The organism is Diaphorobacter sp. JS3051 (assembly GCF_015832135.1).
In the GTDB taxonomy this organism is placed as follows: domain Bacteria; phylum Pseudomonadota; class Gammaproteobacteria; order Burkholderiales; family Burkholderiaceae_C; genus Diaphorobacter; species Diaphorobacter nitroreducens.
The window spans coordinates 244,319-270,091 of record NZ_CP065406.1 but is presented as its reverse complement, the minus strand read 5'-3'; the positions used below and the strand labels follow the sequence as shown (position 1 = coordinate 270,091).

At 63.5% G+C, this 25,773-nt stretch carries 21 protein-coding genes; 5 read left to right on the top strand and 16 right to left on the bottom strand.

The annotated features are described in order from the left end of the window. The first annotated feature begins 6 nt into the window (after positions 1–6). Genes I3K84_RS01320 through I3K84_RS01310 form a run of 3 tightly spaced genes read left to right on the top strand, consistent with a single transcriptional unit; the run spans position 7 to position 6,343 of the window. The gene (locus I3K84_RS01320) at positions 7–1,809 is read left to right on the top strand and encodes a site-specific DNA-methyltransferase (protein ID WP_164133161.1); all 1,803 of its coding nucleotides are present in this window, start codon (positions 7–9) and stop codon (positions 1,807–1,809) included. Continuing rightward, positions 1,809–4,544, top strand: coding sequence for a DEAD/DEAH box helicase (locus I3K84_RS01315; protein ID WP_196995352.1), 2,736 nt, complete (start codon positions 1,809–1,811; stop codon positions 4,542–4,544). The genes I3K84_RS01320 and I3K84_RS01315 overlap by 1 nt, the downstream gene beginning before the upstream one ends. 35 nt (positions 4,545–4,579) lie before the next feature. After that, positions 4,580–6,343 (top strand): ATP-binding protein, encoded by a 1,764-nt coding sequence (locus I3K84_RS01310; protein WP_021205465.1) that lies wholly within the window; start codon positions 4,580–4,582, stop codon positions 6,341–6,343. A gap of 54 nt (positions 6,344–6,397) precedes the next feature. Here I3K84_RS01310 and I3K84_RS01305 read toward each other — a convergent pair whose 3' ends face one another. The 14 genes from I3K84_RS01305 to I3K84_RS01240 form a co-directional block, all read right to left on the bottom strand. Continuing rightward, complete coding sequence (locus I3K84_RS01305; protein WP_196995351.1) at positions 6,398–7,147, bottom strand: TIGR03747 family integrating conjugative element membrane protein; 750 nt, start codon at positions 7,145–7,147, stop codon at positions 6,398–6,400. Further along, complete coding sequence (gene traD, locus I3K84_RS01300; RefSeq protein ID WP_196995350.1) at positions 7,144–9,303, bottom strand: type IV conjugative transfer system coupling protein TraD; 2,160 nt, start codon at positions 9,301–9,303, stop codon at positions 7,144–7,146. Before traD ends, I3K84_RS01305 begins: the two co-directional genes overlap by 4 nt. 10 nt (positions 9,304–9,313) lie before the next feature. Beyond that, the gene (locus tag I3K84_RS01295) at positions 9,314–9,865 is read right to left on the bottom strand and encodes an integrating conjugative element protein (protein ID WP_021205468.1); all 552 of its coding nucleotides are present in this window, start codon (positions 9,863–9,865) and stop codon (positions 9,314–9,316) included. Further along, the gene (locus I3K84_RS01290; protein WP_021205469.1) at positions 9,862–10,440 is read right to left on the bottom strand and encodes a transglycosylase SLT domain-containing protein; all 579 of its coding nucleotides are present in this window, start codon (positions 10,438–10,440) and stop codon (positions 9,862–9,864) included. The genes I3K84_RS01295 and I3K84_RS01290 overlap by 4 nt, the downstream gene beginning before the upstream one ends. Next, positions 10,425–11,114, bottom strand: a complete 690-nt coding sequence (locus tag I3K84_RS01285) for a TIGR03759 family integrating conjugative element protein (RefSeq protein WP_370567820.1) — start codon at positions 11,112–11,114, stop codon at positions 10,425–10,427. Before I3K84_RS01285 ends, I3K84_RS01290 begins: the two co-directional genes overlap by 16 nt. Positions 11,115–11,185: 71 nt before the next feature. Next, on the bottom strand, positions 11,186–11,833 hold the full coding sequence (locus I3K84_RS01280; protein ID WP_196995349.1) for a hypothetical protein: 648 nt from the start codon (positions 11,831–11,833) through the stop codon (positions 11,186–11,188). Then, complete coding sequence (locus tag I3K84_RS01275) at positions 11,830–12,414, bottom strand: PilL N-terminal domain-containing protein (protein ID WP_196995348.1); 585 nt, start codon at positions 12,412–12,414, stop codon at positions 11,830–11,832. The genes I3K84_RS01280 and I3K84_RS01275 overlap by 4 nt, the downstream gene beginning before the upstream one ends. A gap of 139 nt (positions 12,415–12,553) precedes the next feature. Further along, positions 12,554–14,827, bottom strand: a complete 2,274-nt coding sequence (locus I3K84_RS01270; RefSeq protein ID WP_196995347.1) for a helicase-related protein — start codon at positions 14,825–14,827, stop codon at positions 12,554–12,556. Positions 14,828–14,938: 111 nt separating this feature from the next. Next, positions 14,939–15,244, bottom strand: coding sequence for a hypothetical protein (locus I3K84_RS01265; protein ID WP_034037958.1), 306 nt, complete (start codon positions 15,242–15,244; stop codon positions 14,939–14,941). Positions 15,245–15,346: 102 nt separating this feature from the next. Beyond that, positions 15,347–16,456 (bottom strand): DUF6094 domain-containing protein, encoded by a 1,110-nt coding sequence (locus I3K84_RS01260; RefSeq protein ID WP_196995346.1) that lies wholly within the window; start codon positions 16,454–16,456, stop codon positions 15,347–15,349. 65 nt (positions 16,457–16,521) lie between these two features. After that, positions 16,522–17,172: a hypothetical protein gene (locus I3K84_RS01255; RefSeq protein WP_196995345.1), complete on the bottom strand. Its 651-nt coding sequence runs from the start codon at positions 17,170–17,172 to the stop codon at positions 16,522–16,524. An 84-nt stretch (positions 17,173–17,256) separates the two neighbouring features. Next, positions 17,257–17,622 carry a hypothetical protein gene (locus tag I3K84_RS01250; RefSeq protein WP_018076219.1) on the bottom strand — a complete coding sequence of 122 codons (366 nt, stop codon included), beginning with the start codon at positions 17,620–17,622 and terminating at the stop codon, positions 17,257–17,259. Between the two features lie 89 nt (positions 17,623–17,711). Next, positions 17,712–18,323 carry a DUF3275 family protein gene (locus I3K84_RS01245; protein ID WP_196996050.1) on the bottom strand — a complete coding sequence of 204 codons (612 nt, stop codon included), beginning with the start codon at positions 18,321–18,323 and terminating at the stop codon, positions 17,712–17,714. A gap of 55 nt (positions 18,324–18,378) precedes the next feature. Further along, entirely contained in the window at positions 18,379–18,930 is a 552-nt protein-coding gene (locus tag I3K84_RS01240) for an STY4534 family ICE replication protein (RefSeq protein WP_033990362.1), read from the bottom strand. 401 nt (positions 18,931–19,331) lie between these two features. On the opposite strand from I3K84_RS01240, the gene I3K84_RS01235 reads away from it, so the two are divergent. Beyond that, positions 19,332–20,420: an IS5-like element ISDisp1 family transposase gene (locus tag I3K84_RS01235; protein ID WP_011803559.1), complete on the top strand. Its 1,089-nt coding sequence runs from the start codon at positions 19,332–19,334 to the stop codon at positions 20,418–20,420. 793 nt (positions 20,421–21,213) lie between these two features. On the opposite strand, the gene I3K84_RS01230 is transcribed toward I3K84_RS01235, so the two are convergent. Then, positions 21,214–22,266: an IS3 family transposase gene (locus tag I3K84_RS01230; protein WP_231403458.1), complete on the bottom strand. Its 1,053-nt coding sequence runs from the start codon at positions 22,264–22,266 to the stop codon at positions 21,214–21,216. 5 nt (positions 22,267–22,271) lie between these two features. Further along, positions 22,272–22,667, bottom strand: coding sequence for a transposase (locus I3K84_RS01225; protein WP_158636385.1), 396 nt, complete (start codon positions 22,665–22,667; stop codon positions 22,272–22,274). Positions 22,668–22,852: 185 nt separating this feature from the next. Between I3K84_RS01225 and I3K84_RS01220 the strand changes: the two genes are divergently transcribed. Then, positions 22,853–25,762, top strand: coding sequence for a hypothetical protein (locus tag I3K84_RS01220; RefSeq protein WP_196995344.1), 2,910 nt, complete (start codon positions 22,853–22,855; stop codon positions 25,760–25,762). Positions 25,763–25,773: the final 11 nt, after the last annotated feature.

Here is a 25,773-nt window from a genome sequence, read left to right as displayed (position 1 = left end):
AGTGCCATGAGCAAGCAAAAACTAGAACTCACCTGGATCGGTAAGGAGAAGCGGCCCAAACTGGAGCCGCGCATCCTGCTTGAAGATCCTGAAAAGTCCTATCACGCCAAACATCGTGTTTCCGACAACGACATCTTCGACAGCCGGCTGATCTTCGGTGACAACCTGCTGGCGCTCAAGGCGCTGGAGCAGGAGTTCTCCGGCAAGGTGAAGTGCATCTACATCGACCCGCCCTTTAATACGCAACAGGCGTTTGAGCACTACGATGATGGATACGAGCACTCCATTTGGCTTGGGCTCATTCGTGATCGCGCTGAGTCGCTTCGGCGATTACTGTCCGATGACGGAACGCTGTTCGTGCACATCGACGACAACGAGCTTGGCTACCTGATCGCATTGCTTGACGAAGTTTTCGGTCGGCGTAATCGCATCGGGGTAGTGACCTTCAAGCAGAGTTCGGCCTCAGGGCCGAAAGCCGTCAATCCAGGGCTTGTCACGACAAATAACTACATTCTGTACTACGCGAAGAATAAGGATGTCTGGTCTCCGAACAGAGTCTATGTTCCCGGGCCTCGCGATGACAGGTACTCCAAGTTCATCGAGAACTATGAGGACGATTTCCAAGACTGGTGCCTTATCGGGCTTCGTGAGGCATTCCTTCGAAGCAACAAACTTCAATCGTGGGATGACGCCAAGGCGAAATTCGCAGATAAGCTAGAAGCCAAGTTGTCCGATTTTGTCGTGACCAACGCCCATCGAGTTGTTCGTACCGCACGGGTTGCTCCCAAGGATGTCAATGAGTCGGCGAGAGATGCCCTTGCTCGTTCAACCGCTGACCGCACCAAGGTGTACCGATCTGTGCGAGAGGACAAGGATGACTACTACTTCCTCGGGGGCGAGCAGCTAGTCTTCTACAAAGCTAAGACTCGCGTCATTGACGGTAAATCAACGACCGCCTCACCTCTAACGAATCTTTGGGATGACTTGCTATCGAACAACTTGCATAACGAGGGTGGTGTTTCGTTCCCGAATGGAAAGAAACCCGAGGCGCTAATCAAGAGATGTCTTGAACTCTCCACGACCATTGGGGACATTGTTCTTGACTCATTTGCCGGCTCCGGAACTACCGGAGCTGTTGCACACAAGATGGGTCGCCGCTGGATCATGGTTGAGCTTGGGGAGCATTGCCACACTCATATCATTCCTCGACTCAAAGCTGTCATTGATGGTGAAGATCAGTCGGGAATATCAAAGGCAGTTGGTTGGCAAGGCGGCGGCGGCTTCCGCTACTACCGCCTCGCGCCCAGTCTGATCGTCAACGATCGCTGGGGCAACCTGGTGATCAATCCCGAATACAACGCTGCGCAGTTGGCCGAAGCGTTGGCCAAGCTGGAAGGCTTCACCTACGCGCCCTCGGAGACGCGCTGGTGGCAGCACGGCCATTCCAGCGAGCGCGATTTCATTTATGTCACTACGCAGAACCTGTCTGCGGAGCAGTTGCAGGCGCTGTCTGATGAAGTCGGCGCGGAGCAAAGCCTGCTGGTGTGCTGCGCCGCTTTCCACGGCGTCACGGCGGCCAGTGCGGCGGAGCGCTGGCCGAACCTGACGCTGAAGAAGATCCCGAAGATGGTGCTGGCCCGCTGCCATTGGGGCCGCGATGACTACAGCCTGAATGTGAGTAACTTGCCGATGGCGGAGATGGAGAAAGCCGAGTCTGTGGCCCCTGGTAATACCGCCAAGAACACCAAGAGCAGAAAAGCCGCCCTCGCCAACGCGGGACAAGGCGGCCTATTTGGGGAGAACGAATAATGAACGCCCGCGTCCTGCACGCCGTCACCGGTCGTCTGTCTCTTCGTCCGCCCCAGGCAGAATCTCTCGTCAAGCTGGTTAGCGCGCTCGACGCAGCGCCCGAACTTTTGGGCCACGAGCGGGATGTCTCGGCGATTCTTTCCACGTTGAAGGCCGAGTTCTGCACGCTGGAGGACTTCGAGCGCGAATTTCCGTCACTGTGCTTTGCGCTGGCAACAGGCGTGGGCAAGACGCGCCTCATGGGAGCCTTCATCGCCTACCTGCATCTGGCCCACGGCATCAACAACTTCTTTGTGCTCGCGCCCAACCTGACGATCTACAACAAACTCATCACGGACTTCACGCGCAACACGCCGAAGTACGTGTTCAAGGGGATTGCCGAGTTCGCGCAGCAACCGCCGCTGATCATCACCGGCGACAACTACGACCAGACCGGCGCGGCGGTGGATGATCAGCCACAGGGCTTCGCCCACGACGTGCGCATCAACATCTTCAACATCTCCAAAATCAACTCCGAGGTGCGCGGCGGCAAGGAGCCGCGCATTAAGCGGATGAAGGAAGTGCTGGGCGACAGCTACTTCAACCATCTCGCCAACCTGCCCGACCTCGTGCTGCTGATGGACGAATCGCATCGTTACCGCGCCAGCGCGGGTGTGCGTTCCATCAATGAACTGAGGCCGCTGTTTGGCCTGGAGGTGACTGCGACGCCATTCGTCGAATCTACTAAGGGGCCGGTACCATTCAAGAACGTGGTGATGGACTATCCGCTGGCGCGGGCGATGGAGGACGGCTTCGTCAAAGAGCCTGCCGTGGTCACCCAGCGCAACTTCGACGCCAAGGCGCACACGCCCGAGGAGATCGAGAAGACCAAGCTGGAAGACGGTGTGCGCCTGCACGAGACGACCAAGGTCGAGCTGCTCACCTATGCCCGCGAGAACGGCGTCAAGCCGGTCAAGCCCTTCATGCTCGTCATCGCTCGCGATACCACGCACGCGGGGCAACTCTTGGCGCTGCTGGAGTCGGAAGCCTTCTATGAGGGGCGCTATCAGGGCAAGGTGATTCAGGTCGATTCCAGCCGTACCGGCGCGGAAGAAGAAGAGATGATCACCCGCCTGTTGGCCGTGGAGAGCGTGGACGAACCGACCGAGATCGTGATTCACGTCAACATGCTCAAAGAGGGTTGGGACGTGACCAACCTCTACACCATCGTGCCGCTGCGCGCCGCCAATGCCCGCACGTTGATCGAACAATCCATCGGACGTGGCCTGCGTCTGCCCTACGGCAAGCGCACGGGCGTCGCGGCGGTGGATCGCTTGAACATCGTCGCACACGACAAGTTCCAGGAGATCATTGACGAAGCCAACCGCGGCGACTCGCCGATTCGCCTGAGGCAGGTCATCCTCGATGCGCCGAGCACCGACGATAAGAAGGTCAGCGTGCAGGTCCAGTCCGGGGCAGCGGCGCGCCTCGGTCTGACGGAAGCCCCGGTCGTGGTCACGGGGGCTTCAGCCACTGACAGTGGAGCGAAAGTCTCCGTGCCCCAACCGGTGTTCAGCACGGAGGCGGAGAAGCAGGCCGCGCGCGTGGTCATGGACGTCATCGGCAAGTACGAGGTCAAGCGCGATCTGGTGCCCACCAGCAGCGCGCTGCTGAAACCCGAAGTGCAGAAGGAAATCCTCGCAGAGGTGGCGGAACGGTTGAAGCCCCTGCAAGGCGAATTGCTGGCGGGCGTGGATGCATCGGCCTCCGCTCTTGATTTGTCCGCCGTGGTGGCAAAGACCACCGAGATCGTGGTGCAGCAGACCATCGACATCCCGCGCATCGCGGTGGTGCCGACTGGCGAAGTCACAACGGGCTTCCACGCCTTCAAGCTGGATGTGAGCCAGCTCCATCTCCAGCCGGGTGAGCGCGAGATCGTCGGGCAGATGCTGCGCACCAACGAGCAGTTCACCCTTGCCGCCGAGGTCGGGCTCAAGGAGCAGCGCCCAGAGGACTACATCGTCCACGCGCTGGTGGACTTCGACGACATCGACTACTTCACCCACGCCGATCTGCTCTACGACCTCGCAGGCCAGATGGTGCAGCACCTGCGCGGCTATCTGTCCGAGGATGAAGCCATCAATGTCCTCGATCGTGACCGCCGCCTCATCGCGCGGGAAATCCACGCGCAGATGATGGCCCACTTCTGGGAAGAGGCGACGGAGTACGAGGTGCAGGTCAGTCGCGGCTTCACCGAACTCAAGCCGTGCAACTACACTGCCACGGCGGGCCAAACGGCTCACCACTTCCGGGAGACCGTGACTGAGACCAGTCGCATCAAGCAGATGCTATTCGGCGGCTTCGCGCGTTGCCTGTACCCGCTGCAGAAGTTCGACTCGGATACCGAACGGCGCTTCGCCATCATCCTGGAGCGCGACGCGACGAAGTGGTTCAAGCCTGCGAAGGGGCAGTTCCAGATCTACTACAAGCTTGGCACCGAGCAGCCGGAGTACATCCCCGACTTCGTGGCCGAGACGGACGCGACCATCTTCATGGTGGAGACCAAGGCACGCGCCGACATCAACACCCAGGAGGTTCAGGCCAAGGCCACTGCCGCCATGCGCTGGTGCAAGCACGCGTCCGATCACGCGGCGAGCGTAGGCACCAAACCCTGGAAGTACCTGCTGGTGCCCCACGACGATATCAACGAGTCGAAACGGCTCGCGGATTACCTACGCTACGAGGTCAATGCGTAGTCCAGCTACCGTCGCTCACCCACGGAGATTCCGATATGAGTCGTGCTCATCTGCGCTTCCAGGTAGATTCCCGCCTCGCCACATTGTTGAGTCAGGAATATCCCTCGTCCGAGCGAGCGTTGAAGGAACTCGTGGACAACGCATGGGATGCCGACGCAGAGCAGGTAACGATCCTCCTCCCGAAACCTCTGAGTGGAGACCCTCTCGTCATCCAGGATGACGGCACTGGCATGACCGAGGAAGAGCTGCGCCGCCACTATCTGTCGATCGCATCTGATCGGCGCTCCCGACGCGGGGAGCGTACGGCCGGAAAGAACCGTTTGGTCAAGGGGCGTAAGGGCATCGGCAAGTTCGCCGGGCTCATGGCCGCAGCGGTGATGACGCTTGAAACCCGGGCCCGTGGTCGGTTGTGCCGTATCACCTTGCGGCTGGATGATCTATCCCAAGTCGAAGACATTGAACAGTTGAATATTGGCCTGCAGAGCGATCCTTGTGGGCCGGAACTGCATGGCACGACCATTACGCTGAGCGATCTGCATCAGGGCCTGGCTTATCCGGATGCCAATCGGCTGCGCCAGATCCTTTTGCAGGACTACGGGCGACAGGATGACTTTGCCATCACGATCGACGGCAAGCGGCTCGACGTCGATGATGTATCCGGTAGCTACTCGGAGCAGGAAGAGGAACTCCCAGGTGCCGGCAAGGTAAAGCTGCGTTTCTCTATCAGCGACGGCAAGTCCGGGTTGCGTCAGCCAGGTATCACTTTGCGTGTGGATGGCAAGGCCGTTGGACGGCCTGGGTTCTTCGGCCTGGATCAACGAGATGACTTTCCATCCAAGCTGCTGCGAAAGCTCTACGGCGAGATCGAAGCAGATGGACTGCGCGACCACATCACGGCGGGCTGGGATGCGGCGGTCGAGAACAGCGAGCTTCTGAAAGAAGTTGAAGGCTACGTCCAGCCTATCTTGCGAGAAGCCTATGAGCAGCAGTACCGGCGCGAAATTCAGTTGGCGCAGGCTCGCCTGCAGAGAGCGATCCTCACGCGCTTGTCGGCTCTGCCAGAGCACAAACGTGCATTTGCCGATCGTGCGATCAAGAAGATTCTCGACAAGTATTACGGTGAGCCGGAGAGCAAAGTCGAACCGGTGGTAAACGTGCTGTTGGAAGCGATGGAGCGTTCCGACTACCGTATTCTTCTGGAGCATATCGCGGAGGCAACGCCGGGCGATGTCGCAGGGGTAGCTGAGCGCCTGGATGAATTTGGCTTGGCGGAGATGGCATTCCTCGTACAGCAAGCGACGGCTCGTCAGGTTTTCCTTGATCAACTGGACGGCCTTGCCCGTGATGCCGCCACGACGGAAGCCGTCTTGCACAAGGCACTGGAGCGAAACTTGTGGGTATTTGGCGCCGAATACTCGCTATTCAGCTCAAACAGTACGTTGCGGCGACAAGTGGAAGATGTCCTCGGCAAGACCTACACAGGTGACAAGGCCGACAAACGCCCCGACCTGCTTCTCAACGAGAACCTCGGTGGACAGTACCTGCTGATCGAGTTTAAGCGGCCGAGCCACGCGCTGAAGCACGAAGATTATGTGCAGGCGATTGGTTACCGGCACGAGCTGGCGAAGTATCTGGGTTCTCCGATTCAGGTTCTGCTCGTCGGCGGCAGTCGCTCTTCGGATTTTCCGACGGACAATCGTGAGCCAAATGTCGAGGCTCGGATTTTTAGTCAGGTCATCTCCACCGCTCGGCGGCAGATTGAGTGGCTGCTACGTACAGCGGAGACATGTTCAAACTGATCCCCATGTCTCGATGAACTCGACGAAGCATATTCCATCGTAGCGGCGCACAGATCACAGGTACTTCTTGAAACTACTGGCCGCAATATTGGTTGCAACCCCGAGCATCGCCGCGCTCGGCAGCAGGATCACCAACGGGTGCAATGACACCGGCAACGCCAAGTAGGTCACCCACGGCAGCACCGCCAGCGGCATCAAGGCCGCCTTCGCCCGGTGGTAGACGAAGCCCGATTCCCGCCCGGCGCCGAACTTGCGGATGTCGCGGCGAACGAGTCCGTCGACCAGGCCGACGAAGGCCGCGAGCAGGAACAGGGGCAGTGTCAGCACCAAGACCAGCAGGCGGACGATGAACGTCAGAACGGTGAAGCCGGCAGCAATCAGATAGCCCTTGGTCCAGACATAGACCTGGGCCAGGTAATGGCGGAAGTCTCGGTGCGCGCCTCGGCTGGGTGCGCTGGCCTGCGCCGAGGCGTCGCGCGTCCAGTCCAGCAAGCCCGTCTTCACGAAAACCCACTCGTAGGTGCCCTCCACCAGCCAGCGCGCGGTGCGTCCCGGCTCCTGCACGACGGCGCTCCGGGTGAAATGGGTGGAGAGCTGGTTCAGCTCGTAGTCGAGCATGCCCTGCGCGTGGCGCCAGCCCTGGTCTGGCCAGAACAGGTGCATACCAACGCATTCGATGACGATGGACAGCAGCAGCGAGGCGACCAGCACGCCGAACAGGCGCCATGGCAGCGTGACCACGCTGGCGACCAATCCGCGTTGGCGTGCCTGCTGTCGCTCGGCGGTCGCGGCGGGCTCTTTCACGATGGCGCCTCTTCATCCGGCGTGCCTTCTTTCACTTCCTCGGCCAGATCCGCTGGCAACGCGTCGTCGTCGTGCAACCGGAGCAGCCCGTTGCCCTCCCACCATTCGCCCGCCTCGGCGTAGTGCTGGCGCATGTAGCCGGCCAGTTGTTGCAGGTCCCGGGGCATGGCTTCGTCCGGATCGGGCGCTGGCAACGGCATGCGGACCTTCCACAGGTTACCGCCTTCGATGAGGGCGAAGCACTGCCCCTTGGGCAGGCCGACCACGTGCGCAGGCTCGATGAGCGGCACGCTCGACGTGCTGATGCGGTCCTGCGCGTTGCTGGTGAAGTCGGTCGGGCCGTGGATGTCGGAACTGTCGGTGGCGCCGCTGACCAGGGTGGTGGTGTAGACCTCCACCTTCGGCAGTTGCCGTGTCAGCAGTTCGGCGGTGGCGGTCTCGCGCACCCGCAGCATGAACAGGTTGTTGAAGTTGCCGATGACCTGGCCGGCCTTGGCGCGATTGCCGATGCGCGCCTCGATGTCCGAGAGCGTCTGCGTATAGGCCGTGACCTGCATGCCTGCACCGCCACCCTTGTTGATGAGCGGAATGAACTCATCGCCCATCAGTTCGTTGAACTCATCCGCATGAACGTTGATGGCGACCTTGGCATTGGCCGATGCCCCCGGCAAGCCGTCGTCGATGCCGTGCTTGTAGATGTGCCCCGCCACCGACACCAGATCGCTGAACATGCTGTTGCCGACGGCCGCCGCCACTTCGGCGTCGGACAGCGCATCCAGACCCACATAGACCACGGCCCGCTTCCTGATGATCTGCATCCAGTCGAAGATCGGGCGCGGGTCGGACAGGTCGGAATAGTTCGGGGCGAGCAGTTGCGCAATCTTGCCGGTGGTGAGCTTCTCCAGCAGCGGTAACAGCGAAGCGACGATCTTGTCGAAGTAAGTGCGGTCGTAGCGCACCGCAGAGCGCAGGCCGTCGAGCACCGCGTCATAGGTTCGCGTCTGCGACAGGTACTGCTCCAGTGCCACCACCCGCTTCTCTCGCCCGACCATATGGCGCGGGATGGTCTTGTCGTTGAGGCGTCCTTCGAGCTGGACGATCACCTCCCAGGCCTTGGGCTCGGTTCGGGCAAAGAAGTGCTGGGCGTACTCGATGAACAGCGCGTCGATGTTGACGACGTGGCGCTGGATCAGCAGGTAGTCCGGGCGCTGCCCCAGTTCCACCAGGGCGCGCGCGATGATGTTGACGAAGCGCCAGGCGAACTCTCGGAACGCGGCGCTGTTGCCTTCGCCGGAAAGCTGCCCCGCGATGCGGGTGGCGACTTCCGAGATGCGCCCGAACCGGCCCACGGCGTTGTAGCGTGCCGAGATGTCGGGCCAGCCCAGGTGGAAGACGTACATCTCACCCTCGCGTCCGGCGCGCCTGGCCTCGACATACATGCGCTTGAGCAGGTCGGCATCGCCCTTGGGATCGAAGACGATCACCACCTCATGCTCGCCCTGGATCTTGCGACGGATGTCCTGGGTGATGAACAGTTCGGCCAGGCGCGTCTTGCCCACGCGCGTGGTACCGAGCACCAGGGTGTGGCCCACACGCTCGCCCAGCGGCAGGGTGACGTCGGTTTCGTGCGGCTCTATGCCATGCAGGCGCGGCATGCCACCCACTGGCGGCAACGGCCGGACGGGGTTGAGCGGGCTGTCCCAGGCCAATGCCCGCGCCAGCCTAGGCAGCGGCGGCGGCGCGAACTCCAGCCGCTCCTCCAGGCGGCGCGCCAGGCGGTAGAACGTCGTCGGTTCGGCGTAGCGCTGGAACTCGGGCTTGTAGGTCTGCGTCAGCCGATGGGTGTGTCGTTGCTCCCAGCGGAAGCCACGCCCAACGAACAGGCGGTACTGGCTCACCGGCACGTCACGGCTCGTCATCACGTAGCGTGGCAGACGACGGATGTGGCGGCGGTAGCGCAGGATGGCCCAGGCGTCGCGCAGGCGGACCGCGCCGAAGGCCAGGAAGGCCAGCCCGCTGCCGAGGCCGAGTACCGGATTCAGCGCGAGCGACCACGGTGCCACCACGCACACCACCGCGGCGCCTGCGCATACGGCAACGGTGTATAGCTCCACCGCTGGCCGCAGCAGGACTTCGACGGCGTGCGGCTGGGCCATCGGGCCTTCCTCACTGTTCGATGCCGGTGGCGGTCACCAGCACCGGGTAGTGGCGCAGCCCCAGGCGCCCGGCCAGTTCGTCCCCGGACGCCGGCGCCAGCATCAGCCCGGGCGCCAGGGCACGCAGTGCCGCAAGTGCCTGCGGTGACTCGACCTGGACCACCAACCCCACGGCCCCGAGCTCGCGCAGCGCCGGGGCACGCTGGCGCAGCCAGGCATGGGAGCGCTGGTCATCACCAACCAGGAACATCGGCGTGAGCCCCGGCGCCTGGATCGCCCGGGGAGCCACATCGCCAGGGGCCAAATGGGCCGAACGCACTGGCAGCATGGCCGCCTCGCCAGAAGGCCCTTCGGGCAGGCGTGGCATCTCGATCCTGGGTGATGGCCTGCTTCCGGTGCGCGGTTGCAGGTCCAGGGCTTGGTAGTAAGGCAGCGCGGAGGCACCGCCGTGATCCTCGACGACGATCAAGGGCGGCGATTGTGCGAAAGCGGCTGGCACGGACACGAGCGGCAGCAAGCCGATCAGCCACCGCGTAGCCGGACGGAAGATTCGAGGCTTCATGGCAGGGTTCTCCGGGTATCCGCGCCCCGCGCTGGCTCGCCCAGTACGCGGGCCAAGTGGCGGCCAACACTCTGTCGGTAGCGCGCAGCGGGTGCGCCACCAGCGGGACGGTGGTAGCGGCCGATCGTGATCAGCCAGTCCTGGCCCGGCGCGTGCTGCTCGCGCAGGATCTGCGCGGCCAGCGCCAGGTTCTGATAGGGATCGAGCAGTTCGCAGGGGTGGTCGTAGCGGTGGCGCTGGTAGCCCAGGTTGATCTGGCCCAGGCCGGCGTCGATGCGGGTGCGCGGCACGTCGCGCAATGCCTGGTGCAGGCCGGCGCAGGCCTCGGTGCGGGTGGCGAATCGACGCGATGCCCCGGCCACGTTGAGCGTCCAGGGCCAGGGCACGAGGCGGCCGTGGTACCGGGCGCCACTCTCCTGCAAGGCCACGGCGTATAGCACCGCTGCCGGGATGCCCGCGCGCTGTGCCGCGAACTGGTAGGCCGGCGGCGGGACCTCCTCGGCCTTCGCCTGGCCGAGCGCCCAGCAAGCCAGCAGCAGGAGCGCGAGACGCGCGAGGCCTACTGTCGCTGCCATTGGCCGCCGACCTGGCGTACGACGGCGGGCAGTTCGCCCTGCAGGCCGAGGGACAGCCAGCGGCCACCGTCGTGGTTGAGGGTGATGTGCCGGGCGCGCACCTTCGCCGGGTCGATACGGGCCCGGCGTGCCCATTCACGGATGCGCGCGTCGTCGGCGCGACTGCCGACGACATAGACATCGAACTCGACGCCCGACGTCTGCAGCCGCTGCACGGCCTGGTCGCAGGCGGTACAGCCGTCCTTCACGAAGATGGCGGTTCGGTCGGTGCCTGATGCGATGGCGGTGCTCGCGCCGGTCGGCTTGGCCCCGGGTAGGTTGACCCTCGCCATGCCCGGCGCGATCCGTTGCCAGGCGGCGTCGTAGGCACGCTGGTAGGCCAGCGTCTTCTCGACCCGCCGGGCTTCGGCCCGAACCTGCAATTCCGCGTAGCGGCGGCGCTCCTCGTCGGAACGTGCTTCGATGCCGAGGGCGGTGAGCGGGTCGAGGCTGGGCGAGTAGACGCCCAGCGGCCCCTGCATCAACTCGCGATAGCGCGTCCATTCATCCGTGCTCAGCCCCCAGTCCTTCGCCCGCTGTTCGTCACTGCGAGCGATGGCCGCAGGCACTTCACGGCTCGGCGCCGTCCTGGCCGCGGTGGTTGCGCCGGTGGGCTGCGCGAGCGCCGCCTGCATGGCGGAGGCGGCCAGCAATGCAACCAGCAATGGCGGGGTCAAGTGGCGCGGGACCATCGGTGTGGGCCTCCTTATCGGGGCGGGATGGGCAGCCTGCGGATCTCGTCTCCCTGCCGGAAGACGGCGCCATCGCGCTCGATCCCGTCCAGTCGCCAGCCACCCTCCGACTCTCCGGCGCGCAGCAGGCGGACATCGGCCAGCCCGGTGCCATCGGCAGGCATCACCGACACGAAGTGTTCTCCCGCACGCAGTTCCACTCCGATCAGGCGGAATGAAGGCTCAACAGGCTTGGGTTGGGCCGCCACAGGTTGGGATGGCCGTGGTGCGGGCAGCTTGGGCTGGCGCGAGACCGGGCGGGCTTCCAGTCGCGTGACGCGGGTTTCCAATGCGTGCAGCGCATCGGTCGCGGCGTGATGGGCCTGCGCCAGCTCGATCGCCGCCAGCCGTTGGTCCAACGCCGCGGTGTCCTGCTCGTAGCGCGCCTGCGGCAAGGCGGCGGGCTGAGTGTGGCGTTGTTCGATCCGATGCGAGAGGCCGTCCAGTCGGGATTCGAGCAGGGACACCTGCGCGGTGGGCGCGAAGGCCTGGGTCTGTTCCGCCAGCCCGGACAAGGCCATGTGATCCACCAGCACCACCGCGCTGACGAGCAACAACCAGGTTGCGGCCGCGACCCGCAGCAGCGTCGTGCGCTGGCCCGTCGCCGAGTCCCGGATGGTCATGGCGAAACCTCCCGGATCAGCGGAGGGCTCTCCGCCGAACGGTTGATTTCCGGTGGCTTGGGCTCGTGCGGCGTATGAGCCTCCCTGAGGCTGCGGATGAAGCACACCTTCCGCTCACCGTCGTCGACCTGCAGATCCCAGACGGGGCCGGCCAGGGTCAAGAGCGCATCGCGCAGCAGGACCGGGCCGAGCCGGTAGTGAGCCGCCGGCAGCGGCAAGGCCAACAGATCGGCGGACTGCTCATCGCACAGCCGGTAGCCGGAACGCAGAACGAGGTGCCGGAGGGCATCCCCGACGGTGGCGCCCAGCGTGCCGGGGATCTCCACATCCACCACCTGCAGCAACAGGTCGTGCTGGGCCGCTGTGGGCGCGAGTTCGACCAGGGTGTAGCGGCCATACCGCGTCACCGGCACGAACTCCATCACGGCTTCGGGCGCGATGTCGGTGACTTTGGATACGGGCGTCGGTGGCACGGCGTTCGTCATCGCGCAGCCGCTGGCCATGGCGGCCAGGAGCAAGCCGGGCAAACGGATCAGATGGCTGCGTCCGGCAATACGGAAGGGCTGGCGGGATGGGCGCATGGATCGGTGTCCTGAAACAACGAGCCATCACCATCGCCGCGCCGGCCCTTTGTCACAGCAAACAAAGCGAATCCGTCGGCTCCCGATTTGCCAGGAAAAATGCCGGCGACCATAGGGCCGCCGGCATGCAACGCATGGATCATGCCGCCACGAGTTGTCGTGCCAATGCCACCTCGACGGAATCACCGTCTTGGTTCAGGACATCGAGCCCGGACTCCGGCACGTCGCCCGACGTGCTTTGCGACACCATGATCTTCCGGGCCATCAACCCCAGGCAGGTCATCTGCGAGGAGTTGGCGTAGCCGAGGTAGATCACGCGCACCGGCTGCTTCTGGCCGATGCGCCAGGAGCGCCGGGCGGCCTGCTGCAGCGAATACACGTTGTACCCGCTCTGGAGGAACACGATGGTCGGGAACTCCAGCAGGTCCAGGCCGGTTTTCACCAGCTCGGGATTGGTGATGAGCACGTCGATGCCACGGTCCAACTGCTCGGCGATCCAGTCCTCGCGGCGGGAGGCATCCACGCTCGCGCGCAGTACCGCCACCTTGAAGCCTTCCTGCTCCAGCAGCACCTTCAGGCGCGACGTGGTGTCGCGCGTGCCGGTGTAGACCGAATAGACCAGGGTCTTGCGACCTTCCGCCTTCTCCTGCCGGCAGATCTCGATCAGCTCGCGTTCCTTGGGCATCACCTCCAGTTCGTTGAACTGAGCCGGTACGAACGCCAAGGTGTTGCGCGTGCGCGGATGCACCACCGTTTCCGACCGGAAGCAGCAGTCCGGCCAGGCCAGCAGCACGTTGAGGACCACACCGAGCAGCGTCGTGTCGCGCTTCGCCAGGGCCTGCTTCAGCTCCTGGGTCAGCCGCCCCGCCAGATCGCGGTAGGCCGCGGCTTGCGCCGTGTCCATGGCGACTTCGCGGAACTCCTCGTCGTAGGGCGGCAGCACGTTGCCACCGATGTCCTTCAACTTGAGGAAGACGGTGAACGGCAGGACGCAACGCAGCACGCCCTTCGGACCGAAGCCCGGCGCCTTGACCGTGCGCACCGATACCTTGGTGCCCTTGGCCGTCTTGTGCGCCGTGCCGGTGCTCTCGGAGTAGATGTCCTTCAAGACACCGTGATCGCGCATGAACGCCATCGCGGCCGAGGTCATGCTGCCGCTCTTCGTCGGCCGGTAGCCGTCTTCGATCATCCGCCCCGGCAGGGCTCGGAACAGCAGGTGGAACAGGTCGTCGCCGTAGCCGCCCATCAGCGTGCCGGTGAGCAGCAGCGTCTTGCGCGCCTTGGCCGCCAACACGCCCATGGCCTGGCCCTGAGCGGAGCCGCCGTTCTTGTACTCGTGCGCCTCGTCGGCGATGAGCAGGTCGAACGTGCCTTGGGGAAGCTGCCTCTTGATGAACTCGGACGGCTGGTAGCCGCCCTCGCCGAAGCCGAACTCCATGTTGGCCATCGCGCGTTCCATGCGATGGGCTTGCCGGTCCGAGAAGACCAGCTCGCCGCGGTCGTCCATCAGGTTGATGAACTCGTGGATGTTGTCCCCGAGCATCGACGCGAGGAAGGCGTCGCCGAACTTCTGCATCAGCTTCTGCGCGGTGACGTCCCCGATGGTTGGAATACGCTTCAGTGCCTTGAGCACGGTCGAGGACTGGTCGCTGGCGGACAGGCCTCTCGGTCGGATCAGCGTCCACAGCGGTGCACGGCAGTGACTGCACTTGCGGCGATACTCCTCGGCTTCCAGCTCGACCGGGTTGATCGGCTCGCCGTCGAGGTCGGTGATCACATGCCCGCAATCCGGGCAGGCCCCGACGTCGCCGTGAGGGGTGCGCCGCCTAACGATGACAGGCTTCCAGTGAAACCCCATCCGCATCCGTACGCGGCCCAAGACGAAGAACTCCTGGCCCTGCGCCGGCACGCCCAACTGCTCGCGCAGTTTCAGCAGCTTGACCAGCGTGTCCGGGCCGTTGAGCACCCAGACCTTGGCACCGGCCACCGTCTCCTGGATCTCGCGCCGCCACTTGTAGACCAGATGGGGTGGCGAGAGCACCAGGGTGCGGCGGTAGCCTTCGGCGTTGAGCACGGCGGCCGTGGCGATGCCAACGGTCGTCTTGCCGCAACCCATCTCGCCATTGACGATCGCGGCGCGTTCGCCGCGATCGACCAACAGCTCGGTGACGGCGTGGACCACATCGGCTTGCGCCGGGAACAGCTTGCGCTTGAGCGCGGCGAGGATCAGTTGCCGATGCACCCGCACCTGGCCGGTGTAGACCGGAGGATTGGCGCGGTTGAGCGAGTCGAGCAGCTCGTCGCCGAACTCGGACACGAAGTCCTGCAGGCTGAGCGTGAGGGGTGAAGCGGCCGCTTCGAGCAGGTCGCCCTGCACAGCGGTTTCGGGAACGGTTTCGAGATCGAGGGACATGGTGATGCTCCAAAGAAGATGGGGCATGGACCTCCCCCACGGGGCGGTGACATGCCCCTGGGTGGGAAAAAAGACGCGGCAAAGAAGACCGTAGGTGCCGCTGGATGCGGATCAGTATTCGCTGGGCAGCAGCAGCGTGGTGACGCTGCGATCCCACTCTGTGATGATCCAGAGCTTCAGGTCGCGCGTGACCTGGTAGGACGAGAACAGGCGATCCTCGCCGGACTTCAGCGCGGCATCGTTCTGCCGTCGATCGCTGTCGTCCAGGTCGCCCCAATCGCCATGAAGATGGCGGCGCAGGTACGGCGTGGGGTCGAGCCGGCCCTGTCGGACCAGCTCATCGACGCCGGCGGTCATGACCACCTGCCCGGGCGAAAAGCGTGCTTGTGACGCGAGGTTGAGGATTGCGAGTGCCATGGTGGTTTCTCCTTATGGAAGAAGGGGCCACGGCACCCCCATCGGGGCAACGTGACCCCGGTGGGTGGATGAAAGCGACGGCGAAGCGTCAGGGAACAGCGATCAGCGGATGGTCAGCACTTCGCCCCACGTGGGCGAGCCCAGCGTCAAGTCCCATGCACGAATGACCGGCACGAACTTGTCGGTGAGGATGCGCGTCTCGGCCACGGAGCCGTCGTCGCGCTCGGTGTATTCCGTCTGGAGCGTCTTCTCCTTGTGGGTATCACCTTTGACGACGAGCACGCGCCCGCTCTTGGACGTCACCACGCCGGAGATCGCGCCTGCGGCCAAGGCCAGGGCGAGATGCCAGTGCGACAAGGCCCGCGCGGGCGGACGCAGCGATTGCTGCGCGGCGCCCAGGTGGGTATCGAGCGCCGGCCAGAGTCCTTGCAGCCGGCCGACTTCATCGGCGAACTGCTCGGGCTCCATCGTCACGCGATAGAAGTGCTCCGGCTCGGCCGGGCTGGCAGGGACGGTGTACGGCAGGAACGGCCATTCGAGCGGCAGTTCCTCGGCTTCGGCGTCACCCTGTCCGATCTGCAGCAGCAGACCGCGCACGGCTTTGACCGACTCCGACGCCTGGTCGCGTTGACGAATCTTGCGACCGAAGATCACCACCTGCTTGAACTGCGTTTCCACCGCACGGTAGATGCGCAGGTCGGCGAAGTGGCGCGTCAGCCATCCGACCAGTTCGGCGTCGAGCACGTAGGACGGCACGATGAAGATCAGCACGCCGCCGTACTGCAGCAGCGGCAGCGCCCGCTGATAGAACAGCTTTTCCAGCCGTGCACGGCCCTGGCCCTGATAGCCGATGTTGCCGTTCACGTCCTTGCTCAGGTCGCCATACGGCGGGTTCAGCCACAGCAGCCCGAAGGACTGGCGCGAGATCAGCGTGTCCATCAGGTCACCGTGGATGCAGTGATCGACCAGTTGCCGTGCGTGGCGGGCACGCTCGGCGTCGTACTCGACGGCGAAGGCCTTGACCTGCTCGCGCCCGAGGGCGTGGGCGGCTTCGGCGATCGCCACGCCTTCGCCGGCGCAGGGATCGAGGATGGACATGGCGCCGGGAGACGGCGCCAGTGCGGACAAGGCCCGCTCCAGCGTCGGCTCGTCGGTGGGGAAGTAGCCGTTACGGATGAAATTGCGCGCCAGGCGCGGAAACATGAGTGCCATGGATTTCTCCTGGTGATGGATGAGGGAAGGCGGGCAGGCGCGGCGCGCATGCCCGTGGGGATGGCTCACGCCACACGCCGAAGCGGTGCGTTCGTGGCCAGTTCGTACTGCGTGGCGCCGAGGGTGCCGTTGCGGATCAGCTCGCCCAATGCCTTCGTCAGCGCCGGGACATCGAGGGCCAGCCGATGGCCTTCCAGCGGCCCGAGGGCCAAGGGAAGACCGGTCAGCATCCGCCGTGTCTGCAACAGCGCCAGCACGGTGTCGCGCCAGTGGTCGAGCAGTGGCAGCGGGCAGGTGTCCTGCACCAGCGTCCACAGCCGGTCGAGCCGGTGAGCGGAATCCCTGGGCAGAAGCGCCAGCGCGCTGGCGTTGGCCTTGTCTGGCTTCACGCAGCGACGATCGAACAGCCACACATTCGTCAGCGAACCGAACAGCGTTCGCCGATAGGCACGGGTGATGCGCTTTTCCAGGTTCTCGACGTTGCCGACGAAGACCGGGATGGATGCGCCCTGCTCGGTGATGACGTGGAACTGGTCCAGCCCCTGTTCATCCCGGCCGAGGGTCAGGCGGGCGAGGAACTCCTGAACGGCGGTGTCGCGCGCCCAGATCGAGAGAAAGACGAGATTGCCCTGCTCGTCACCGACGCAAGCGTCGGCCATGAGGTCGGGGCATTCGTCGATGCGGTACAGCGGTTTCGCGGAAGAAGGTGCAGGCATGGTGATGTCCTCTTGGAAAAGAAGGAGCAACCACAGCCCGCGGGGCCGTGCTCGCCCCGGTTGGGTGAAGGAAGATGCGTGCCCCTAGACAGCGCGTCCCGCGTGGAAGCGGTGAACCCGCTCGCGCCACTCGGGGCTTTGCACCGGCGCCATGTCGAGATAGCGCAGCGGGCACGAGTAGTAGTACGGATGCACGGACTCATCGAGGGACTTGTAGCCCCAATCGCCGCCCGAACTTTCCAGCAGATGGCAGCCGATGTAGCAGACGGACTCACCGGCCGCGAGGCCCATGACGCCCGCCTGCCTGGCGGTGACGCGAACCACGGTCCACAGAACGTCGCCGTCCAGCGTGTGGTCGATGACTTCGCAGCAAGCGCGTTCGGACGCCTGCGGAGCGATCAGCTCGCGGATCAACTGATCGCGCGTCTGACGAACGAAGGTCCAGCCCATGAAGGTCTCCTTGAAGAAATGGCCGGAGCCCTCCCCGTCGGGGGAGAACCCCGGCGGGTGGCGGAATGCCGCGCAAGGCGGCGGATGGATCAGGCAGTCTTGAGGTGCCAGTCCTGGGACAACGGAGCGAACTCGTAGCCCAGCTTGTCGAGACGGTCGCGCTGCTGACGCAGCACACGACGATCCACGGTCGCATCGAGCTTCACGGTCTCGCCCAGGGGCCACAAGGCACCGAACAGCGCCGCGTCGTCTGCCTCGGCCGAGGCCGCAGCGGACACGGGAGCCGGTTCGCTGCCGAACGGCGTGGTATCGACCAGGGGATCGCGCGGACTGCGCGGCTTCGCCTTCGGCTTGGCCGGGGGCAATGCCGGCGCGGGCGTCTGCGCCTCCTCGTCGATCGGATCGACTTCCTGCGGACTCAGCCGGCGGGCCTCGTCGCGGCTCAGGGCGTCGATGTTGGACAGCGTCATCCCGCCCAGATGGGCGCGGATCTCGATGACCATGCGGCCGTTGGCGTTGTACGTGGAGGGGCGAATCTCGACGATGACGAAATCACCGTCGTACTTGCCCTCGCGGTACTGATCGAGTTCGGCGTTCTTCACGACGAACTCGCCGATGGAGGTCGCCAGGCGGCCGACGTTGAAATCGCCGTTGCGGCCGTGGATGGTCTTGATGGCCAGTTGGCCGGGGATGGTGATCATGAAGGTCTCCTGCTGACGAAGAGAAGACAAGGCCCCGGGGATGAGGCCTTGCGGATCAGAACGACTCGGCAACGGCCAATGCGGGGGCATCGGCAGCGTCGTCGGCAGCATCGGCGACGGGCTTGGAAGGCTCCGGTGCCGAGGCTTGCTGCGCAGCGGGCGCGTCGGACGTCACAGGGACTTCCGGCTCGCGCTCGTCGGTCTCGGTCGGCTTGGGTTCGGCCTTGTAGACGAGCTTGCCGTCGACCTTGATCCAACTGACGAACAGCAGGCGGGCCTTGAGGCTCACACCCTGCTCGCCGGCACGCTTGCCCTTGGAGTAGGTGAAGGTGTCGGTCCACAGGTCGCCCATGCGGAAGCCGATCATCACCTTCTTCTCGGCGTCGACCGCCTGAATGCAGCGGCGCACCAGGTGCTGCGCTTCCGATCCCGATACGCGCGTGTCGAAACGCACATACGAAACGTCATCGCTGGGACCGTTCAGAGCCGCGATGTCGCAGGCCAGGAACGCATCGCCTTTCTTGGGCTTCACTTCGCGGATGCGATTGAGATACCCGAGGCCGGTGATGTGCAGATCGAAGTAGGACTTTTCGTTGGAAGTGGTCATGGTGAATCTCCTGGGAACAATGAGGCGGAGACACACCCGACCCAAGGCGGGGAAGGTGTGGAACCCCCGCGTGGGTTGATGGAACAGCTTGGTGGCATCGCCATCGAGAACCGATGGCCGTTCGCGCATGGATGCCGGTGCGAACTGGGGTGATCAACGCGGTCGGAACCGCGTCGCAGCCTTGAAGATCGTGGCTGCCTGGGCATGTCGCTGACGGACGTCAGCGGAACATGGCCGGAAGCGTGGCGCCGGGGCGGCGCAAGCGTTAGCGAAAATTGGTACCCCTAACTGCCCGCATTCTCAAAGAAGGCCCCTGTAACAGGCCGTTGAAAAATCCCCCGCCGACGCCCGCGTTGGCCGCTACGATCTGAAGCCATCGGTGAACGACCCAGACGAGGACGATGAGAGGCAGTCAAGATTTCCAGGGGGCGATGTTCAGCTACATCAGCCTTGAAGAGCGCGTGCCGCAGGCACACCCGCTGCGCAAGTTGCGCGCGGTGGTTGATGCGCTGCTGGCAACCATGAACCGCGAGTTCGAAGCGGTGTACGCCCGCCGTGGCCGCCCATCGGTGCCACCGGAGATGCTGCTCAAGGCCTTGCTGCTGCAGATCCTGTTCTCCATCCGCAGCGAGCGCCAGTTGGTCGAAGCGATCAACTACAACCTGCTGTACCGCTGGTTCGTGGGCCTGAACATCGAAGACAAGGTCTGGGACCACTCCACTTTCAGCGCCAACCGCGAACGTCTGTTCAACGAAGACCTCGCCCGCGCCTTCTTCGAGCGCGTCAAGCTCAGTGCCCAGTGGGGCAAGCTCGCCAGCGACGAGCACTTCAGCGTGGACGGCACGCTCATTGACGCCTGGGCCTCGCACAAGAGCTTCAAGCGCAAAGACGACGACAGCGGCACGCCGCCTGGGCGCAACCCCGAGGTGGACTTCAAGGGGCAGGAGCGCTGCAACGACACCCACGAGAGCACCACGGACGCCGATGCCCGGCTGTTCAAGAAGAGCCAGGGCGACAAATCCCGCCTGTGCCACATGGGGCACATCCTCATGGAGAACCGCAACGGGCTGATCGTGGATGTCGAGATCACCCACGCCAGCGGCACGGCCGAGCGCGAGGCGGCGCTGGCCATGTTGGAGCGTCGGGGCAACAGGAACAAACGGGCCACGGTCGGTGCCGACAAGGGCTACGACAGCAAGGCCTTCATCAAAGGCTGCAGAAAGCTCAAAGTCACGCCCCACGTGGCGGCCAAGGACAAACACTCGGCGGTGGATGCGCGAGTGACACGGCACGAGGGCTACAAGACCAGCCTGAAGGTGCGCAAGCGCATCGAAGAGGCCTTTGGCTGGATCAAGACCGTCGGTGGTCTGGCAAAGACCAAGCTGATCGGTCAGGCCAAGCTCACGGGCCAGGCGCTGCTGTGCTTTGCCACCTACAACCTTGTGCGAATGGGCAGCATCGGCGGCTGGTGGGACGCGCATCATGCGTGAGCCCAGGGATACGTGCGCCCGAAATGGGCGGGAGGGCCTGCAAACCGGCCAGATGGGCCGTTGCAATCGCTGCGCAGACGCGTCTGGGCAGCTCGTGTCTTCGCACTCAGCGTCCCTGATGCGTTCGAAAAGCACTTTTTCAACGGCCTGGTAAAGGCTTGCACGGTCGAGGAATCGTCCTTAAGTGCGCTACCGAGAATCACATTGGCTCAGGCTTGGTGGCCGTGGTCAAATTCATGCAGTCGTACTTTGCCCCTTCCCGACCGACAGGTAAGAGCCCAAAGAACCCGTGAGCAATGAATCGAATTCCAAGCCTGCGCTACTCATCCTTCCATGCACGAGCTGTGCTACGCGCAAGACTCGCTGCATTGCCTTCGATGCGCCGTCCTCATATGGGCTTGATGTCCGACGAACAGGAAGCGCCTGGCGACGTGGATCTGCTCAAGCTTTTGCTGGATACGACTTCGAGCAGAAACGATGATGAAGCGACGGCACGGCAGGAGTACATGCGCATTCGCTTGGAGGTGGGAGCTGAGCTGCCGGACTTCGACCAAGCGCTGGCGAGGGGATGGTTTCGGCTCATCCAGGGACGGGTAGTTCCTGCCGTTGCGTTGAGAGACTATTACCTTCGGCGCGATGTGCCGTATGCAGAGGCGCTACGGTCTTTTGTCTACTGGCTTAGCGACGTGAAATATCAAATCGCGCAGCCAGGCGCACATGTCAGTGCAAGTACCTTTGAAGACTACCTCGTCCGGAACGTGTCAACACTTTCCCAACACTCGTTGCGAGATTTCTATGTAACAACTTCGGGTAGCCCGGTGTCGACCGGGGTGGGGACGATGGTCAGTGCGCCGGAGGTAGCCAGCAGTTGCGAGGCATGCATGGCGAGGTCGGGGTTGATGTGCACGGCGGCGGGCGGCAGGGCGACGGTGGGCGCGCCTTTGACGTAGCGCTCGGGGTGGCGTGTGTAGTGCTCGGTGAGCGCCTGCTGGCGGACGGCGGCAACGGTGGGCACGCGGTCATGGAAGAGGTCGGCAGGTGTGAACAGCGCCAACCCTTCGTGCGGACGATCGTTATAGTGAGTGACGAACCGGCGTACCCACTGGCGCGCCTGCTCGGCGTCCTCGAAACGACCGGGGTAGTCGGCGGTGTACTTGAGGGTCTTGAAGTGGCTTTCGCTGAAGGGGTTGTCGTTGCTCACGCGCGGGCGCGAGTAGCTACGCGCCACGCCCATCGCGCCGAGCAGCTCGGTGAAGCTGTGGGCGGTCATCGGTGAGCCGCGATCCTGGTGCACGACGAGTGACTCACGCGCGATGGCGTGGGCGGTCAGTGTGCGTGTGAACAGGTGCTTGGCCAGACCGGCGTTTTCCTTGGTGCTGATCATCCAGCCCACCACGTAGCGGCTGTACAGGTCCAGGATGAGGTAGAGGTTGAGATAGACGCCCCGCGAGAAGGTCGGCAGCTTGGTGATGTCCCAGGTCCACACCTGTTGCGGTGCGGTGGCGGTCAGCTGGGGCCGGGCGTGGCGCTGGGGTGGACGCTGCAGGCGCCGCGCCGTGCTTTGGCCCAGCGCACGCAGGCGGCGATAGAAGGTCGACACCGAGGCCAGCACGATGCCGTCGCTGAGCAACTGCGCATGGACCTGGCGCGGGCTGGCGTCGATGAAGCGTTCGTCATGCAGGGCGGCGAGAACCGCCTGGTCCTGTTCGGCGGTCAGTCGGCGTGCCGGTGCACGCGCCGGTGCCGTGGCCTTGCGTCGTCGGCGATCGGGATAGCAGCGATGTCGCGGCTGGCCCAGCGCCTGACAGATACGCCCCTTGCTCAGTCCCGCGGGAGCTGCTGCCATCACGCTCAAGAGCGGTTCTCCTGCTGGGCCTTCTCGACCAGTTGGAAGACTTTTTTTTGGAGTTCAACCAGCTGTTCAGCCACCTCGGCCCGCCGCTGCAGGCGGCTGTTCTCGCGCTGCAGCTGCTCGATCCGGCGCTCACGCGGATCGGCCGCCTTGCGCCCGGGTGCTTGCGACTGCAAACCCTCCAAACCATGCTCGGTCTGCTGCTTGCGCCAAGCAGAAAGCTGGGCGGCATAGAGGCCATTGCGGCGCAGCCAGGCCCCCTGCTCGCCGTGAGCAAGGGCGTCGGCTTGGGCCAGAAGGCGCAACTTCTCAGGCGCACTGAAGCGGCGCCGTGTCCGCTTTTCCAGTTGCGGATCGGGAGCAATCTCGGCCGTGGTGGGTGAATCAGGGGACATCGGTGTACTCCAGCAGCGGAGCCCATTTGTTATAGATAAAAAACGAGGGTAGCTGTTGGGTCGCATGTTGACACGTAGGGGTCGCTGGAGCCGAATCGGGGCACAAGCCGCCCGTCCAGACGCCGACCTGGATTGCGGCGCGACTTTGGGATGACCAGCCACCAGTCGATCTCGCAACGTGGGCCATGCGCTGGGAAGTGCTCGATTTGGTCCCCCTGATTCCTTATGCCGTTTGGTCTGAGCAGGATGCACAGCGGTTCAGGGAGGCTTCACTTCAAGCCCTACGCAATGCCAATCTCCCCACATGGGACCACGTGTCCGTTGCCGAAAGCCTGCGGGCCTCCGGGGACATGCAAGAGCTGGTACCTATCGAAGTGAAGCCTGATCTGCTGGGACGCGTCCTCGCTCGTACGCGCTCTCACTACGGGACCGACCTCTATGAGGCGCATGCGCTCTGCGCACTCATGAGAGTACTGGTGCTTGAGCTGGCGCATGTCGAGGCTGGACCGGTCCCTTCCAAGATGACGCAGGAACTGGTCGCGCTGGCGATGTGCCATCCTGAACTTTGCGACGTGCTGATTAACTGCTGCCTACAAGCGCCGCAGGTCCTTGCCGACCTCATTTTCTGTCCGCCTGCAGCGGGTCTGGTCTGCCACCTGGTCGCTACATGGCATGTGCAGTTCCAGATCGACCGGGACTATCGCAATGAGGCTGCCGACTCGGTGCAAGCGTCATTGTTGGCGGACTGCCTGGAGGTTCTCCGGTATCACTTTGTTCAGGGCGACGCAGCTCCGGCTGAATCCGCACGCTTGCTGATCGTGATGCAGGAGCACGATTGCGGGGGGAGTGATGGCGTGCCTTTGCTACCCATTGGCCTAGACCACCTGCGTGGACTGCCCGTGGATATCAAGCGGCAAGTTCGCCAGTCACTTATAGAAATGGCAAGCGCCCATGCCACCTCCCTGGAGTTTGCGGTCATGCTGAAGGCCGTTGCCGTGGTGGGTGAGTCGTTGCCTCCTGCAGAAGCGGAGACCGTGGCTTCTGCTTATCGAAAGGCATTCCATGCAAAGGAACGGGCCGATACACGATGGGTAGACGTTACGGGCGCGGCCGCGCTGGCCCGACTGGCAATGGATCACGGCCACCTCCAACCCAGGATCTTCTATCCCCTCGACTTGCAGGTCGAACTGGCTCGTCGACCGGACGATGTCGTGGGTCTGGGTTTGTCCATGCGTGAGCAGATACGAATGCTGAGCCGTGCGGTGGTGGGCTACCCCGAAAGTGTACCTGGCGACCTCGTCGAAGCATTGGCTTTGGCGATCCAGGCTGGGGCGAGTAATCGCCCGGACAGGGGCCGGGTCGACGCCTTCACATTCCAGATGGACAACCAGGTCCGAGGTCGGCAAGGGCCGCGCCTGGAGTCAGATTTGATCGAGGCCGTGAACAGGCTGGAGGTCCCTGCTCAACAAGAGCGCCTCGTACAGGCGCTCCTGCTGGTCGAGGATCCTCTGATACTGGCCATGTTGTTGCCCCGTGTGCCGGCGGTGTACCGAGAGCGCATTGTTGCCCGGTTGCGGGTATTGACACCCGACGAAGCTAGCCGTGCAGCGTTCGTCACACAAGCGTCGGAGCGCGGGCAAGCGCTTCTGGATGCAGGGCTTCCTGAGCTTGCCAGTGCATATCTGCGAGAGGCCCAAGAAGCGCAACGTGGAAGAAATCTTCCCGCGTTGGCCGTGCAGACCCTGAATCAGCAATTGCAGATTCACTACCTGAGCGGCACGTTTGATGCGGTTGCATCAGCCAAGATTCCAGACGGTCTGCGGCCGGAACACCAGGCCGAGGCGCAGAGAACACTGGATTTCTTCCGCGCGCTGGTGTGCCTCAAGAACGAGCCACCCGAAGCCTTGAAAGCTGCAGGGATTTTTCACAGCCTGTATCGGCAGCACCCGTTGCCTGCATACGCGATCAACCTGCTCGCCGCACGTGTGGTCAAGCTCCTCGGGGAGAACCTGTTTCGTGTCGTGGTCGGGGAGGATGCTGAGATGGCCCGCCTCGCAATCGATGAGGCTGACCGGGCCATTCCTTCTATCAAGGGACTCAGCGACATGTCCCGCGCCATCCATGTGCCAAATTGCGCAGCCATGCTGCTGGCCGTTGGGCGCCCCAGGGAGGCCATGAATCGCCTCAAGGAACTTGCGTCTGCGGAGCGCACCGCCGAGAGCACGGCATTCGAGGCGGTGGCCAGCGCGAGGCTTGGCGAGTCGGATCGTGCCCGTGCGTTGATTCAGTCAGTCGAGGAACGCTATCGTGATGCGCCATTGCTCGTCGCTGCCAAGAACCATATCGATCATTCGGCTGGTTTCGGCGCGCCTCCCCTCGTTATTTTCAAGCAGGAAGCGACGGTCGAGATGCAGGCGACCCTGTTTAGGTTCCTGAAACTCCCCGCTTCGGAGCAGGCAGAGGTGCTTTTGGGGCCTCACAGGGCGCTGGAGAGGCTGCTGATAGCGGCCTTTCAGGATGCGTTGGCTGCATTTCAACGAATGTTGTCTTTCCTGAAACTCGACAGGAACAAATTTCATGAAGACGACTTCAACGGGATCATCGCAGCACTCGTCGAGGCGCGGCTCGAAGGGAGCTTGGGCTGGCAGGCACACGAACAGGCCCCTGGCGGAAAAACGACGAAAGGAAATGCCGGTGAGCGCGACTTGGTGATACGCCGGAACGGCGCTGATCTCACTGTTTTCGAAGCGCTGAAAGCGTCATCACCAACAAACGTGGAGATTGCAAGGCATTTTCATAAATTGTTCGCGTACTCTTCAGCTGACGTTCTCTTCCATGTCACCTACAGCGACCACAAGGATGTCTCTGAGATGCGTGCTGCAGTCGAGGAGGTGGCAAAGCGGCCACCTCCGGGCACAACGTATCAATGCCAATCGGCGATACCCGCCAAAGGGGAAATGCCCGGTGCTGTCAGGGGAAGTTATCGCAGGAATGGAGACGATGTCACAGTCATTTTCTTTGTGATCGACATGCGGCAGGAAGGCCAGCGTGCGGCGGTGGGGGCGCCAGCATTGATCGTGAACGCCGATCAGTGATGACGTGAGCC

Bases quoted from the DNA above. Each gene is read 5' to 3' on its own strand.
- I3K84_RS01295 (WP_021205468.1), bottom strand. From the start codon at position 9,865: ATGAAGCCTCGAATCTTCCGTCCGGCTACGCGGTGGCTGATCGGCTTG.
- traD (WP_196995350.1), bottom strand. From the start codon at position 9,303: ATGGCCCAGCCGCACGCCGTCGAAGTCCTGCTGCGGCCAGCGGTGGAG.
- I3K84_RS01270 (WP_196995347.1), bottom strand. From the start codon at position 14,827: ATGTCCCTCGATCTCGAAACCGTTCCCGAAACCGCTGTGCAGGGCGAC.
- I3K84_RS01280 (WP_196995349.1), bottom strand. From the start codon at position 11,833: ATGACCATCCGGGACTCGGCGACGGGCCAGCGCACGACGCTGCTGCGG.
- I3K84_RS01220 (WP_196995344.1), top strand. From the start codon at position 22,853: ATGCGCTGGGAAGTGCTCGATTTGGTCCCCCTGATTCCTTATGCCGTT.
- I3K84_RS01255 (WP_196995345.1), bottom strand. From the start codon at position 17,172: ATGCCTGCACCTTCTTCCGCGAAACCGCTGTACCGCATCGACGAATGC.
- I3K84_RS01310 (WP_021205465.1), top strand. From the start codon at position 4,580: ATGAGTCGTGCTCATCTGCGCTTCCAGGTAGATTCCCGCCTCGCCACA.
- I3K84_RS01285 (WP_370567820.1), bottom strand. From the start codon at position 11,114: ATGCAGGCGGCGCTCGCGCAGCCCACCGGCGCAACCACCGCGGCCAGG.
- I3K84_RS01230 (WP_231403458.1), bottom strand. From the start codon at position 22,266: ATGGCAGCAGCTCCCGCGGGACTGAGCAAGGGGCGTATCTGTCAGGCG.
- I3K84_RS01245 (WP_196996050.1), bottom strand. From the start codon at position 18,323: ATGATCACCATCCCCGGCCAACTGGCCATCAAGACCATCCACGGCCGC.
- I3K84_RS01260 (WP_196995346.1), bottom strand. From the start codon at position 16,456: ATGGCACTCATGTTTCCGCGCCTGGCGCGCAATTTCATCCGTAACGGC.
- I3K84_RS01320 (WP_164133161.1), top strand. From the start codon at position 7: ATGAGCAAGCAAAAACTAGAACTCACCTGGATCGGTAAGGAGAAGCGG.
- I3K84_RS01315 (WP_196995352.1), top strand. From the start codon at position 1,809: ATGAACGCCCGCGTCCTGCACGCCGTCACCGGTCGTCTGTCTCTTCGT.
- I3K84_RS01235 (WP_011803559.1), top strand. From the start codon at position 19,332: ATGAGAGGCAGTCAAGATTTCCAGGGGGCGATGTTCAGCTACATCAGC.
- I3K84_RS01290 (WP_021205469.1), bottom strand. From the start codon at position 10,440: ATGGCAGCGACAGTAGGCCTCGCGCGTCTCGCGCTCCTGCTGCTGGCT.
- I3K84_RS01250 (WP_018076219.1), bottom strand. From the start codon at position 17,622: ATGGGCTGGACCTTCGTTCGTCAGACGCGCGATCAGTTGATCCGCGAG.
- I3K84_RS01240 (WP_033990362.1), bottom strand. From the start codon at position 18,930: ATGACCACTTCCAACGAAAAGTCCTACTTCGATCTGCACATCACCGGC.
- I3K84_RS01225 (WP_158636385.1), bottom strand. From the start codon at position 22,667: ATGTCCCCTGATTCACCCACCACGGCCGAGATTGCTCCCGATCCGCAA.
- I3K84_RS01265 (WP_034037958.1), bottom strand. From the start codon at position 15,244: ATGGCACTCGCAATCCTCAACCTCGCGTCACAAGCACGCTTTTCGCCC.
- I3K84_RS01275 (WP_196995348.1), bottom strand. From the start codon at position 12,414: ATGCGCCCATCCCGCCAGCCCTTCCGTATTGCCGGACGCAGCCATCTG.